This window comes from Delftia sp. WY8, from assembly GCF_018437695.1.
Taxonomy (GTDB): Bacteria; Pseudomonadota; Gammaproteobacteria; order Burkholderiales; family Burkholderiaceae_C; genus Comamonas; species Comamonas tsuruhatensis.
The window spans coordinates 5,954,490-5,967,719 of record NZ_CP049795.1 but is presented as its reverse complement, the minus strand read 5'-3'; the positions used below and the strand labels follow the sequence as shown (position 1 = coordinate 5,967,719).

The following is a 13,230-nucleotide window of genomic DNA, read 5'->3' as shown; positions in this document are numbered from 1 at the left end:
GCCGGGTGCCGAGGGCCCCAGGGGGTTCGTACCCGGCGGGTGGCCAGATTGCCCCGAGGCGCGGCCGGCGAGGGGTCGGCATCACCCCCCTACTTGGGCCCCCAGCGCGCGCCGCCCTGCCCCACTCTTGCGGTCTGCGGCGCAGGGGTGCGGGTGGGGTGCGGGTGGGGTGCGCAACGGGGCGTCTATGGCCTGGGCTTGCCTATTTGCGGAAGTAGCGCACCCACAGAGCGAGTCCCACGCCAATCAGGTTCACGATCAGCAACTGGGGGTAGATGAAGGTCAGCGCAGCCGCAGCAGCTATGGACAAGGGACGAGTCACGTTGAACCACATCCCCAGAACCATGACTGTGACCAAGGCGGCCTGAACTCGGAGAGTCAAGCGTCCCCCTTGGCCTTGCGGCGCGACTTGCCTGCCAAGCGGGTGACATTGCACTCATCCTTTGCCTTGGGCGGGTTGCGCATGATGCCCTCCAGGGTTGCCCCAGGCACATGCTCATGGAGCCGCGTGTTCACCTTGCCCGGCTGAATCAGCCCCAAGCCCCGTAGCGCAGCCAGCACGAAGCCGCCTGTGTTGATGGACTTACCGGGATGCAAGCAGTGAAAGCTCTTGGCCGTCAGTACTTGCGCGCCCACGACGATCTCCTCTATGGCCTGAGCAGGCGCCCAGTCCTTGCACCACACGCCGTTGCCGGTGCTATTTGCGATGCGCAGGTACAGCGCGTTGTCGCCCTGGCCCCGGCCCACTGTGTAGGTGAGCGTGCTTCGGCCCGAGACGGACAGGCACGTGCCGCTGTAGATGCTGTCAATCAATACGGGCTGCTGCCCGGCTTCTGTCGCTTCGATTTCACTCATAAAGTTCTCCTTGGTAGATAGATGCGATAGGCAGGTGGCCTATCAAATAAGGTGGCAAAACGCCCTCAGACAAAAAAAAAAGCCGCCTCGACGGGCGGCAGGTGGTGGGTGATGAAGGCAGGTCACTGTGAACTGGCCCTCACCTGGCTGGCGCAATAGGCCGTCAGCCGGGAATCAAGATCCGCATGCTTGGGCACGTAAATCACGACACCGAAGCCGTCATCACTGAGCACCAGGGTCAGCTCGAACCAATCCCGATGGCTCTCGGCTACATCGCAATGGCGGCCAAGAAGTGAGAAACCCAGCTCCGTATCAACCGTAGCCAATGCATCGCTAGGGTCCAGAACCAGGATTTTGATGAGACTGGATAGATCATCCACCTCATATTCGGCCAACTCTTCAATGCGCAAGCCAATCAATTCCCCCAGTTCGGCACCAAGAGATTTTGCACAGCCAAATTTAATAGATAGCGAATCCGCATAAACGAACATAAAGCTCCTTTCTGTTAGAAAAAAATAAAGCCCGCCGAAGATTTCTCTAGGGCGGGCAACACGCGGAAAATGTAAATGGCTACAGATAGCTAGTCAAAATATCGGCCAGTGTGAGAGAAATTTTCAGTCAGTTTTCTTTCATTTTGAGTGTGGTGAAAACGAATCCACCGATGGACACCAGCAGCGGAACCCCGGCCATCACGGTGAACAAGGTCAACAACCGACCAGTCCCCACCAAGGGCACGCCCTTCGAAATCAGCATGAGAGTCATCGCATTGATCCATGGAACAGACAAGGCTATTGCGTGCCATGTCGCCATGCCCAGCGCCAGAACCAGCGTGCCGGACCACACTCGCTTGAGCACTGTGTAGGTAGCCTTCGGCAGGAATGAGCACCAAGCCACCACACCGAGCAGCACGGCGGCCATCAGGGTTGTCGGCCAGAGATACATCAGGACCAGCACCCACACACAGGCAGACGACAACATGGCCGTCGCCCAACGAGCGAAGTACTCACTCGCTGGCAACTGATCAATGGCCTGCAGGTAGGCGCCTGACAGTCGCTCCCCGAACAGCTTCAGCAGCAGACCGCCCAGGATCAGGGTCACGCTCAGGATGATGTTGACCAAGCGGTCATGCATCAAGCCGTTGTTCGTGATCCGTCGCCCTCCCATGCCATCGACAGCAACATCGCTGCCCAAGGCGAGGATGAGCATGACAATGCCCACAAGCATGATCGCGGTTGAAATTCTCTTCATTTGTTGCTCCCTTCTTCGGATTGAGCCAACTCGGCCCTGATCTCGGTTTCGTGGCGATTGCTTACCTTGGTGACGTAGTAGCACGTCCAAATCAGCATTCCCAGGCCAACCCACCACGCCATAAAGAACCCAAGGACGGTGCCCAACATGAGAAGGCCAAATGCCCAGTTTTCTCCTTTGGTGAATCGTTTGTTGGCAAGTGCGCTGATATGTGCATCTACCTTCTTCTTGGCCTCCTGGCTTACTCGCTCATCCAGCACTGGAGCTGCATCAGTTGATACCTTCTCCTTTGTGCTGTGCAGTTGGGCCTCGATCTCTTGAATCTTCCGCGCCGCCTCCTTCTCGGCAGACTCTTTGATCGCCCTCTCGCGCGCTTGCTCCCTTTGCCGCTGTTCAAGCGCCTCCTGCCGCTTGAGCGCCTCCTGGGCCGCCTCTTCCTTTTGCAATTGCGCCCTTCTCTCTGCAATTTTTTGGTTCAGATCCAATTTATTCCTCGCTCAGTAGATTGCTCAACACCGCTCCTGCGGCAACCATGCCCGCTGCCCCGACAGCCGCTCCACGCCCCTTGCGCTTGGCTGCGTCTTCTGCACGAATCACATCGTCAATACACCTCGCGGCTCTTGCGACGCGCTCGGACTCCGGTACTCTCCGTTCAAAAGTAATCATCAAGGTTTCCCTATCTGCAATGACAAGATGCCTTTGCATGACTTTCTCCATAAAAACCATGCGCCATCCTTCAGACGCCATGGCATTGATATAAGCCTCCAGAACTTCAGTTTCTATTCGCCCCTCTCCGAGCAAAAGTGAACTGATCGCTCCATCAGCCACGTCAATGACCTTGTACTCGTATTCCATTTAATACCTCAGGTTGAAAAAAAGAGCTCACTTCTGAGCCATCTGAAATAGGCCGCTTACACAGCCGTATTGATCTTTTAAGACGTTCATCTCCCTTTACATCAGCGGGTTCTGCTGTGCTGCCCACGACCATGCCTTGATCAAGCGGCAGCCAACTCCAGGCAAAAATAGTCTATTTTGGACTATTTCAAGATGGACTTTACCGTGTCATGACTCTTCAGTCACTGCACGATGTCCCTCTCGACCCACAACTCCGACTACCAACTCTTGCTGTCGATCCTCAGGACGACTCGCAAGCGTGTAGGGGTATCTCAGGTCGAACTGGCAGAACGGCTGGGCAACACACAAACGTTCGTATCGAAGTGCGAGCGGGGGGAGCGCCGACTTGATGCCGTCGAACTGGTTGAGTTTGCAGAAGCGCTAGGCGTGCCAGCACTAGAACTGCTTGGCGAGTACCTCGATAAGCGTAGCAGCAGCACGCTTGCCTATAGCCGGAAAACGAAGAGCCGAATCTGAGGCCAACCGACCTCGAAGGGTCGGCAACGCCAACGTTCTCGAAGGCTCGAAAGTCCTTCAGATGCCCAGCTGATAAGCGCCTCCGCTCAGGCTAAGCTGGCCCGTTGCCGCCGCTTAGGCAACAGCTGCGAATGCCTTTTTTGCAGCAATGACGATGTCGATCGGGATGTGGTGTCTACAAAAGATGCGGGGACATCGCTGTCGTCCGGGGTGTCCTTCTTGAGTATCTGCAAACAGACTCACCTGGCGCCCAGACAACACGTCTACGCGATTGTTTCTGAAAGATCCGAGACCGTCTACGACCCAAGGAAGACGCTGGGGATCAAACACCTGAAGAGATGTTTGATGAGTGTGTTGCATTCACCGGTTGAGTCCACCGCTAAGAGCAGACACTCTCGAACGAGTGCTCCCCGCCCTCCGAAATGTATCGCTGACGCGAAGACAACACCGCAGTTTCTGACCGCTGTGGGAGCTCCTCTGCTCTTCGCACGTGACGAGGTCCGGGTCTCGCAGATGACGAAAGCCGCGAATCGGTCGCGTTCAAGCGCTTAGCCCCCCTCCAGTGTGATGCGGAGTAGACGGAGTACACGAGAAGCATCTACACTCATACTTTGCAGGATTTCTCAACAAACGTCCAATCTTCGCTCAATAACCCAGCCGATGCAGAACAATCTAAATATTCGTGGTGAACCGATTCAAGCAGTCTATACAAATTTTCGTCTCGGAAAATTTATCGTAAACCGTCGGTACCAAAGAAAATTGGTATGGACATTATTGGAAAAGCAGAGGTTTATTGATTCACTGATAAACCAATTCCCTGTCCCGCTATTTCTTGGTGTTGCGTTTGAGCATCCGTCGCGCGGAAGTTGTTTTGAAATACTAGACGGAATGCAACGCTTGGAAGCCATCACTTCCTTTATCGAAGGTCAATTTCGAGTTGATGAAGGATTTTTCGATCTTTCAATTGTCGCAGAAACCAACAAGCTTCTACAAGATGGAAAGCTAACGCAGAATCTCCCAACCTTGAGCTTTGAGGCATGCACGAACATTCTCAATTATCCGATACCAATATCGACATCAACATATACCACCACTGCAAATGTAGACGAGACATTCAGGCGAATTAACACTGGTGGCGTTCGACTATCCACGCACGAGGTAAGGCAAGCTGGCGCCTTATCGGAATTTCCGCAATTGGTTAGAAGGTGTGCAATTTATATACGTGGGGATGTCTCGCATACGGACATTGTTGATCTCGATGCGATGCGAAGCATTAGCCTGACAAGCGACGACCTGAACTATGGGATAAAAGTCAGGGAGACATTCTGGAATAAATGTCATATTCTTACGAATGAAAACATTCTTGCATCTCGCGACGAGGAGGTTGTGGCACACATCCTTCTTCACCTGTTGCTAAAAGACTCCGCAAGGACGTCGTCAAGTTTTTTAGATGAGGTTTATACTGCTGGCACAGATTCTTCAGTACTCGCAAATGATGCCGTATTGAAGCACGGCGCTGAAATAATCTACAAACAATTTTGCTTTGTATTCGATGAACTTTCGCGAGTTGTCGAGGAGTTTGGCTTCAATTTGGCAGCACATCTCTACACTGATAGGCCGCTAAAAATTCAGAATGCGTACCAAGTTATTTATTTGGCTTTTTTTGACTTTTTGATGGGGCAGAATAAGAAAATCCAAAATTCAAAGTCCCTTGCCTCAGCACTGCGAGGGGTGGCGACAAACTGCATGGGCCGGTTGAGTAATGATAGAAAATGGGTGCAATCTGACCGGATTCAGATGATCAACGCCACCAAAGGCGTTCTTGCGCCGCACTTTATACCTCGTGAGGGAATGGATCCTACAGCCATCTCTTGGGTGGAAAATCTACAAAACATTCTCAACCAGTCTAGGACGGAGAATGTGTGCTATGACTTTAAGATCGGGCTGCATGAGCTGTCGAGAGTTGGTCAGTTGAACGAGAAGCTGCTTCCAAAAATTGTAAAGACATTGACTGCGATGTCAAATTCGCATACGGGGGATAGCTACGTAATTATTGGTGTTGCCGATTGCGAGGCTGATGCCCGCCGACACGATAATACCTATGCATCCAAATCACTTATGTACGGTGGCTTCTATGTAACAGGCGTCGGCGCAGAGGCGAATAAATTCTATAAAGATTTGGATGGGTATCAGCAAAAGCTCCATCAATTAATTGAAGCAGAGCCGATTGGCGAGGATGTTAAGCGCGCAATCCAAAGAAATGTGGTTTTCATAAAATACTATGATAAAGACGTCGTTCTGATGAAAATAACAAGAAGTAAGGCTCCAATTAAGTACGCCGGGAAGATTTATATTAGGAAACTCGCCAACACTGATCCAGAGCCGATTTCCGATGAGAATGAATTTGCATTTTTTGCAGAATTCATCGAGCAATCCAGCCGCTACCCATATTCCAGTTAATAAATAAAAAATTAACTTAACGACACACCTTCGGAAATTTTTTATTTGTACGAAAAGAGCACGAATGATATTGGAAGGAGATGGTTAATTCCTTGATAATACTCGCCTCTTAAAATGACCTGAAAAATAAGATTGCCCTACCGATGTTTCTTGGGCAGTACAGGATGCGCAGTTTGCATATCATCAATACAGCTTAAGTAAGCTACCCCCTCATAGCCGTACCAGTTGATCGGAAGTGAGGTCCGCCCACCTGGAGAATGACGGACTGTCCTAAACCGGGCGCTCAAGGTGCAGACCCGAAAGTCAGCCTTGCGGCGCTGCTCTAACAAGTCGCTAGGCCCGGCTTCGGGCAGGATCTGTCGTTGACAGTCGCTGAACTGATTCACGCTGCCTGACATCAGGCAGTCGTTGCGTCCAGCAACAGGCGGCTGTCTCGAATGGCAGCTCTATGAGGTACTGCAGCGGCAGGACTTTCTGGACGCGGCTCGCGCCGCCTAGATTGTGTCAATGTCATACCAGTCGAAGCACAGGCCACCGATGTGATGAACTGGTAGCCTTCGTCGTCCTAGGCTTTGTCGAAAGAAGATCCGCAACGTGTCGTCGGAACATCCATCAGCCCAGAATTTCGACAAATGGCCTCTTCTCAAGGATCGCCGCATGGACCTTGTCTCTAAGCAGCTTGACTAGATCGCGCTCGTTCATAAGCAGCATCACGATTTCGCGCAGCGTGCATAGAGCCATAGTCTTTGCCGTCGAGTGGGTGACGCACTCTGCGATTGCAGATGCTGCGAAGTCGGAATTCGAGATGAAGATACCGCGTACACCCTCGCGGGCAAACAGTCGCATCATGTGCGAGCCAAGCTCGGGCACACCAACCGGGTCCTTCAGCCACTTCATCTCGACAAGGTAGATGTGCCCCTCGAACTCAACAACGCCGTCGATCTGCTCGACCACGACCGAACCAGTTGGGTCCTGCCGCGTGAAGTCTTCTCGCACTAGGATGCCGTGCGCGCGGAAGAGATCGTTCAGCACGCCTTCCAGCAGCTTGCCGCGCTTATGTGGCTCGCTGTCCATGCCGAACAGTACGTTCAGTCGGTCGCGTACATCCTCGATCTTGCGGCGTTTCTCGGCTGCAGCTTCACGTTCTGCGCGAGCTTTAGCCGCGATCTCGGCCTGCGCAGCTTCGCGCTGCTGATTCATGCGGGTGAACGAATCTCGGTGATTCACGATGCGCGCGAGGTCACCGACGTTGGCCTTCGCCTTGTGCACGTCGTTCGCCCAGCACATCGAGAAGTGCTCGAACTCAACTACACGCTTGATCACCTCGCGGCGTGGGCCAAGACCAGCGTCACCACGCTTGTTCAACTTTGCCAGTACATTGCGCACGATGGCGAACTTGCTCACGGATTTGCGATCCGCCCGCACCTTGGCCTCCATTTCCGCAAGATCATCGTTTGGGACACCCGCCCCGCGCAAGAACAGGATCACATCGTCCTTTCCCTTGCAAAGCAGTGGAATCGTGTCAACCAGCAGGTTGAAAACATCGGGCGGGTAGTGGAAGCGGTCGTCATTCATACTGCAATTGTGCCAACAGTGGGTCTGGACGCTAAGGCGGTTCACAAGGTTACCGACCTCTGAATCGACACGGCCTCCTCATGGCCTGCTGCTATAGCACCGGGTGGCCAACTGGCCCTTGGACGTAGCGGCCGATTCGCTCGAACGTTGGATGTCCGCTTTAAAGCACCACCACAGACCTCATTTGGCCGTGCGTGACCTTCGCTGGCTGCGCCAGATGGCTGCCCGGCCAAAAGGTCACAATCTGGCGCCCGCTTTGCAGCGTGAGCCATATGTCAATGCCGACAGGCGTATTCACGCTAGCTACCAACGAGCGGTCAGTAAGCGCAGCGACCAGAAGGTTCGCCAGCCCGCTGCGCGCAAGGCGCTTTATCTCCAAAGATATCGCGCCCAGAATCATCGGCTCCACTGGCAGCCAAAAGATTCCCCCGGGCGTCTGCGGCCACAGCCAGTTCCGCCGCTTGGATAGACTCCGCCGGCATGACCATGCGAAGGCTCTCGCGGTACTGTTCTGCTGCAGCCGCATGCACTACTTCTACCACTGCATCGTAGTTCGCCCGGATCACCGCTTCGATCTCTTTGAGGTCGGCGCGGAAGAACTCTTTGCGCCCGTTGACCTTGTTCATACGTCCTACTGCAAAATGCGCATGCAACTTTGCCTCGAGTGCCGGTGCGTTGTCCGAGAACACCAGGGCGTGCACGTCGAACCGAAATGGCACAGAGGCATCGCCTAGTTCATCGACTCGCTCCATAGGTTCCAGACGTCGTGTCATTCCAATCTTGTAGACCCCTTCGCCGAACGCGCCGATGTTCGAGATCACGTATACGTAACCGGCTCGAGCGTTCTGCTCGCGGTAATCTAAAACTCGCTCTTCTTCATCAAGCGCCCGATTTTGCTGAGCTAATTCGGTGAGGCGTGCCTGCAGATCTTCACGCTCTTGCTCGCTCTGGGCGGTTGCCAAACGAAGTTGTAACTTCTGAATTGCACTGACAAAGTGCCGACGCTCCTTGTCGATCTTGGCACGCACCTCGCGGATTTCTCGCTCCAGCTTTTCCTGTTCACGCTGGTCCTCGCGAGCCTGACGCGCCATCTCTTTCTCCTCAGCCCGCTTCACTTGGAATTCGTAAGCTAGGTGCAGCTCTGCCAACTTTCGCTGAAGAACCACTTCCGTCCACCAGCACTCTGTACGCTTGAGCAGTTTGTTGCAGGCGTCGAAAGACCGGCGGATGCGCTCTACCATGCGATCGAAGTTATTGAACTTGACGTTGTCGATGCAGTTCTCGCATTCGCTATTGAATGCGCGTAACGAGAGCTTTAAGACATCCTTGCGCAACTGTTTCCACTCCGTCTTTGTCAGCGTGACCCCCGCGTGGTTCCAACTTTCGACTTCCTTGCTCAATCTCCGGGCCGACTCTTTCTGCTCCTCACGGATTTCATCCAGACGGCCCTTGTAGTCGGCACTGTTGGTGAATTGATACTTGGGCACGTAAAGCGCGAATGATTCGAGCTCCACCGTGTCCTCTGCAACCAGGATTGCCTTCTGAATGTCCTTCAAATTTCGAAAGGCGGCGTCCACTTCGGCCTGGGCCGCTGCCACATGCACCCTAGTCTGTGCAAGCCGATCTTCCTCCATTTTGACTAAGCCCTTAATTTCACCCAGACTCAATAGGCCACTGTGCTGCAATTGGCCCTCCAGCACCTCACAGCGCTTTCGAAGTTCGTCGGCAGACGACTGCGAAGCCCTCAGTTCTTGTTCTAGTTGTTCGGCTCGGACCCGGTGCTTTGTCCCGTTCCAGAAGTCACTGAGTGTCATCCGTCCTCCCATTTTCCGTTTGCGATTATTGGGCTCCCGCCGGTTTCGAGGGCACCTCGTTAAAGTAGCCAAGCACAGCCCAAAGCAGCGAACTGCCATGCACTTCGCTGATCTGGAACGGTCGCTTTGGGCCGGCCGGCACCAACCGCTTATCGGCCAAGAGCAACCGGTGACAAATCATATAAGCAGACGCTCGACATTCGAGTCAATCCGTGCCAATGACATCGGCTTGAATATATTTTTAAGTGCCTAGTAGCCAGCCGTCATTCTCTTCAAACCAATCATGAAAGATGATTGTTTGCTCAAGTTCATAGAGCGCACGGAACAGATCTCCATAGATTTTTCGTTCGCTAAATTTGGCAATTACGCTTGTAATCTGGATGTTGACGAGAAACTCGTGTGCCATGTTTTTGCGGTGCTCGATGACGCTCTCCAGTAATTTGTAAAATCTGGTCGAAGCCCTCGACATTTAAGTTCATTCTTGATTATTCCAAGAGTCCAGCGCTCCGAATCTTCAAGCGGAACTTTGAACTTACGGATGAGTAATCCTTTGAGGCCGATCTCGAGAATCTGAGATTTATCCATAAATATGGCGTACTGCTCAAGCACACTACGGTCTTTGTGCTACTCAATTCAGGAAAGAACTGCGCTACTGATCTGTTCTCTGGAAATTTCGCTTATGCACTAAACCTCTAGAAACTTTAACGTAATTAAATCCAGCCAATTTCAAATGGGAGAACTATTCTTGCCAGCCGTTGAGCACGAGCTTCTAACAAGCCTTTTTCCGGCCGTGGAAGCAGATCTTTAATCGGTGATCGCTTTGAGAAGCGATGCGCCATGTCACTTATGAATCATGAGTCGCTTTCGACGGTCGCACAAAGACTATAAGCCGTCGATGACCACAAAAAAAAATGCAGTAACTCAGCGGTTGACATGAACCACGAATCGACGGCGCAACCGGCAAGCCATATGCTCACAGAATGGTTAGTTCATCGCGTTGGTTGCCTCACATTCCGTAGTACTTGCCACCAAATCCGACACTCAAAGGGGCGCCATCATAGAGACACGAGACGCTAACCTTGAGCTTTCTTCTATGGTCGCTGTAATGGTGGTAATGGACAGCTTTTCTGACCAACTCCAACTCGGCCGGATTGATACTAAGTGCGCCAAGAATGACCTCCGAGTCAAACTCTTCTGACTGCCGATGAGGCGCAGTTCGTTTGAGCTCTATATCAACATAGTTGATGAAATTTCCTTCCGCCTCAAGAACTAACCGGCATTCTTCGCTCTCAAGGATGATGTTCCCTACTTCGTTCGGAGTACCTCCAACCGCCTTTGCAGCCGCATCAATTGTCAATCCAATGTATTGGAATGGCCTGTGAAATGGTCTGGAAAGGACAGGCAAGCCGCACATCCAAGCTTTGTCTAGCGCTCGTCCGATGTGGCGGCCTTGCTCGGGAGGTGTAAGAACGCTTCGGCGAAAGACTATTCCGATACTTCGCACGAAGTCCTCAAGCGCGACTTCATAGCGTTCATCCTTAGTGAAGTCAGCATACTTCTTTCCGAGAAGAAATCCCGGGAGATCGCACTTTCGGTACAGAAGAGGAAGAACCTTGACCTGCCTTCCAAGGATTTCTTGATTCATAGCAACATCCACCTCTTTCTGAACCCACGCTGAGTTGACGGAGTTAGGGGAAAGAACGACGGCTACGTAGCTCATTGAGTCGAGTCCTTGACGAATCTTCTCAATGAGTGAGTCTCCGACTTTGATTTCTGCTTCATCAATCCAACACTTCACACCATGAGCGTCCAGGTCGTTGGCCAGCCGACGAACGAATGGTTTGTCTTGCGAGTTGTGGCTAAGGAATACGCTGGTCATATTATTCTCAAGAAATCTAACGTTTGCGGTAGCCAGCGTGCCGTGATTGCTCACGCTGGGCTAAAGACTGACTTCTAAGAAATGTAACAGAGGACGGCCTAGGGGCGTGTATCCAGGATGACTGTAACGCGTCGACACGAGCTAACCGGGCCGCGCCAAATCGGTCCTTCGAGCGGGTGCGAGGCAAGCCCAGCAATCGAATGGCTGCTCCTAAGAGTGAAGCGTTCGACCAAGACCGGAAACGTCAACGGCTGGCAATTGCTGTCGCGATCATTCGAACACCGCGCCGTGGATGTCGCGGATCAGACTGAAGCCCTTGCCTCAGAACGCTCCCGAAGACTGCTCTTGCCCGAACGTAGTTGGTCGTGAACAACCCGACCAGCTGCCATCGGAAGGACCAGCAAAGAAAAAGCGCCCGAAGCAAAAGGCCTCGGACGCTTTCTCACCCCTATCTACCTGAAGTTGCACTCACCGAAGCCGCGCTTCAGTGGAATTGCTCCTCTTCCGTGGAGCCGGTCAGTGCCTTGACGCTGGACGAGCCGCCCTGGATCACCGTGGTCACGTCGTCGAAGTAGCCTGCACCCACTTCCTGCTGGTGCGACACGAAGGTGTAGCCTTGTTCGCGGGCTGCGAATTCAGGCTCCTGCACCATGTTCACGTAGTGCTTCATGCCTTCGCCGTTAGCGTAGGCGTGGGCAAACTTGAAGGTGTTGAACCAGTTGATGTGGATGCCGGCCAGCGTGATGAACTGGAACTTGTAGCCCAACGCAGACAGCTCTTCCTGGAAGGAGGCAATCTGGCTGTCGTTGAGGTTCTTCTTCCAGTTGAACGAGGGCGAGCAGTTGTAGCTCAGCAGCTTGCCTGGGCAGGCACCATGCACGGCCTGGGCGAACTCGCGGGCAAAGCCGATGTCAGGCACGCCGGTTTCGCACCACACCAAGTCTGCATAGGGTGCGTAGGCCACGCCGCGGCTGATGGATTGCTCCATGCCGTTCCTGACCCGGTAGAAGCCTTCCTGCGTGCGCTCGCCGGTCAGGAACGGCTTGTCGTTGGCGTCATGGTCGGAGGTGATCAGGTTGGCGGCTTCAGCATCGGTACGGGCCAACACGATTGTGGGCACGCCCATCACGTCGGCGGCAAAGCGTGCGGAGATGAGCTTCTCGACGGCTTCCTGGGTAGGCACCAGCACCTTGCCACCCATGTGGCCGCACTTCTTCACGGCGGCCAGTTGGTCCTCGAAGTGCACGCCTGCCGCGCCAGCGGCAATCATGTTCTTCATCAGCTCGAACGCGTTGAGCACGCCGCCGAAGCCGGCTTCGGCATCCGCCACGATAGGCAGGAAGTAGTCGATGAATTCCTTGTCGCCGGGGTTGATGCCACGGCTCCACTGGATTTCGTCGGCGCGCTTGAAGGTGTTGTTGATGCGGCGCACCATGGTGGGCACCGAGTCATAGGCGTACAGCGACTGGTCGGGGTACATGGTTTCGCTGGTGTTGCCGTCGGCAGCCACCTGCCAGCCCGACAGGTACACCGCTTCCAGGCCGGCCTTGGCCTGCTGCATGGCCTGGCCCGCAGAGATGGCGCCAAAGGCATTCACGTAGCCTTTCTTGGCACCGCCGTTGATCCTGTCCCAGAGCAGTTCCGCGCCGCGCTGGGCCAGCGTGTATTCAGGCTGCAGGCTGCCGCGAAGACGCACCACGTCAGCGGCGCTGTAGCCACGCTTGACACCCTTCCAACGGGGGTTCTGCGCCCAGTCTTTCTCAAGGGCGGAAATCTGTTGTTCGCGGCTCAGTTGCTGGGTCAGGGATTGGGGCATGTTGCTCTCCTGGGAGGTTGTTGAAACAAGCGGCTTTCTTGCGTCGGCCTTGGGATCAAATTTAAGTCTTATAGAAGACCCGATCAACATCTTGTGTCTTATACAAGACTAAATTTTTCGTCATAAAAATCAACAGCTTATTTTCATATTTTTCAATGTGAAATTGCATTTCTCGTATTGAGAAAAAATGGCGCAACGCAGCAATTCAATTT

General features: G+C 53.5%; 11 protein-coding genes. 2 read left to right on the top strand and 9 right to left on the bottom strand.

What is annotated here, in order from left to right; translation table 11 throughout:
• Positions 1-378 precede the first annotated feature (378 nt).
• The 5 genes from G4D77_RS27315 to G4D77_RS27295 form a co-directional block, all read right to left on the bottom strand.
• On the bottom strand, positions 379-855 hold the full coding sequence (locus G4D77_RS27315; protein WP_213757805.1) for a hypothetical protein: 477 nt from the start codon (positions 853-855) through the stop codon (positions 379-381).
• 122 nt (positions 856-977) lie between these two features.
• Complete coding sequence (locus tag G4D77_RS27310; RefSeq protein WP_213757804.1) at positions 978-1,346, bottom strand: hypothetical protein; 369 nt, start codon at positions 1,344-1,346, stop codon at positions 978-980.
• 127 nt (positions 1,347-1,473) lie between these two features.
• Positions 1,474-2,103, bottom strand: coding sequence for a hypothetical protein (locus tag G4D77_RS27305; protein ID WP_213757803.1), 630 nt, complete (start codon positions 2,101-2,103; stop codon positions 1,474-1,476).
• Complete coding sequence (locus G4D77_RS27300; protein WP_213757802.1) at positions 2,100-2,588, bottom strand: SPFH domain-containing protein; 489 nt, start codon at positions 2,586-2,588, stop codon at positions 2,100-2,102. Before G4D77_RS27300 ends, G4D77_RS27305 begins: the two co-directional genes overlap by 4 nt.
• A 1-nt stretch (position 2,589) precedes the next feature.
• The gene (locus tag G4D77_RS27295; RefSeq protein ID WP_017407085.1) at positions 2,590-2,958 is read right to left on the bottom strand and encodes a DUF4177 domain-containing protein; all 369 of its coding nucleotides are present in this window, start codon (positions 2,956-2,958) and stop codon (positions 2,590-2,592) included.
• Positions 2,959-3,189: 231 nt separating this feature from the next.
• Here G4D77_RS27295 and G4D77_RS27290 point away from each other — a divergent pair, with 231 nt between their 5' ends.
• Positions 3,190-3,474, top strand: coding sequence for a helix-turn-helix domain-containing protein (locus G4D77_RS27290; protein WP_017407084.1), 285 nt, complete (start codon positions 3,190-3,192; stop codon positions 3,472-3,474).
• A 660-nt stretch (positions 3,475-4,134) separates the two neighbouring features.
• Positions 4,135-5,934: a DUF262 domain-containing protein gene (locus tag G4D77_RS27285; RefSeq protein ID WP_213757801.1), complete on the top strand. Its 1,800-nt coding sequence runs from the start codon at positions 4,135-4,137 to the stop codon at positions 5,932-5,934.
• A 612-nt stretch (positions 5,935-6,546) separates the two neighbouring features.
• Here the strand turns inward: G4D77_RS27285 and G4D77_RS27280 are convergent.
• The 4 genes from G4D77_RS27280 to aceA all read right to left on the bottom strand — a co-directional run bounded on the left by G4D77_RS27280 (position 6,547) and on the right by aceA (position 13,018).
• Positions 6,547-7,509, bottom strand: coding sequence for a restriction endonuclease (locus G4D77_RS27280; protein WP_213757800.1), 963 nt, complete (start codon positions 7,507-7,509; stop codon positions 6,547-6,549).
• A gap of 317 nt (positions 7,510-7,826) precedes the next feature.
• Entirely contained in the window at positions 7,827-9,323 is a 1,497-nt protein-coding gene (locus G4D77_RS27275; RefSeq protein WP_213757799.1) for an SNIPE associated domain-containing protein, read from the bottom strand.
• 1,006 nt (positions 9,324-10,329) lie between these two features.
• Positions 10,330-11,202 (bottom strand): toll/interleukin-1 receptor domain-containing protein, encoded by an 873-nt coding sequence (locus G4D77_RS27270; RefSeq protein WP_213757798.1) that lies wholly within the window; start codon positions 11,200-11,202, stop codon positions 10,330-10,332.
• A gap of 484 nt (positions 11,203-11,686) precedes the next feature.
• A complete protein-coding gene (gene aceA / locus G4D77_RS27265) occupies positions 11,687-13,018 on the bottom strand; it encodes an isocitrate lyase (protein WP_016448318.1) in 1,332 nt (443 codons plus the stop codon).
• Positions 13,019-13,230 lie beyond the last annotated feature (212 nt).

What these genes read in the sequence shown, in the direction of transcription:
- G4D77_RS27270 (WP_213757798.1), bottom strand. Translation starts at nt 11,202, where the DNA reads ATGACCAGCGTATTCCTTAGCCACAACTCGCAAGACAAACCATTCGTT.
- G4D77_RS27290 (WP_017407084.1), top strand. Translation starts at nt 3,190, where the DNA reads ATGTCCCTCTCGACCCACAACTCCGACTACCAACTCTTGCTGTCGATC.
- G4D77_RS27280 (WP_213757800.1), bottom strand. Translation starts at nt 7,509, where the DNA reads ATGAATGACGACCGCTTCCACTACCCGCCCGATGTTTTCAACCTGCTG.
- G4D77_RS27305 (WP_213757803.1), bottom strand. Translation starts at nt 2,103, where the DNA reads ATGAAGAGAATTTCAACCGCGATCATGCTTGTGGGCATTGTCATGCTC.
- G4D77_RS27285 (WP_213757801.1), top strand. Translation starts at nt 4,135, where the DNA reads ATGCAGAACAATCTAAATATTCGTGGTGAACCGATTCAAGCAGTCTAT.
- aceA (WP_016448318.1), bottom strand. Translation starts at nt 13,018, where the DNA reads ATGCCCCAATCCCTGACCCAGCAACTGAGCCGCGAACAACAGATTTCC.
- G4D77_RS27310 (WP_213757804.1), bottom strand. Translation starts at nt 1,346, where the DNA reads ATGTTCGTTTATGCGGATTCGCTATCTATTAAATTTGGCTGTGCAAAA.
- G4D77_RS27295 (WP_017407085.1), bottom strand. Translation starts at nt 2,958, where the DNA reads ATGGAATACGAGTACAAGGTCATTGACGTGGCTGATGGAGCGATCAGT.
- G4D77_RS27275 (WP_213757799.1), bottom strand. Translation starts at nt 9,323, where the DNA reads ATGACACTCAGTGACTTCTGGAACGGGACAAAGCACCGGGTCCGAGCC.
- G4D77_RS27315 (WP_213757805.1), bottom strand. Translation starts at nt 855, where the DNA reads ATGAGTGAAATCGAAGCGACAGAAGCCGGGCAGCAGCCCGTATTGATT.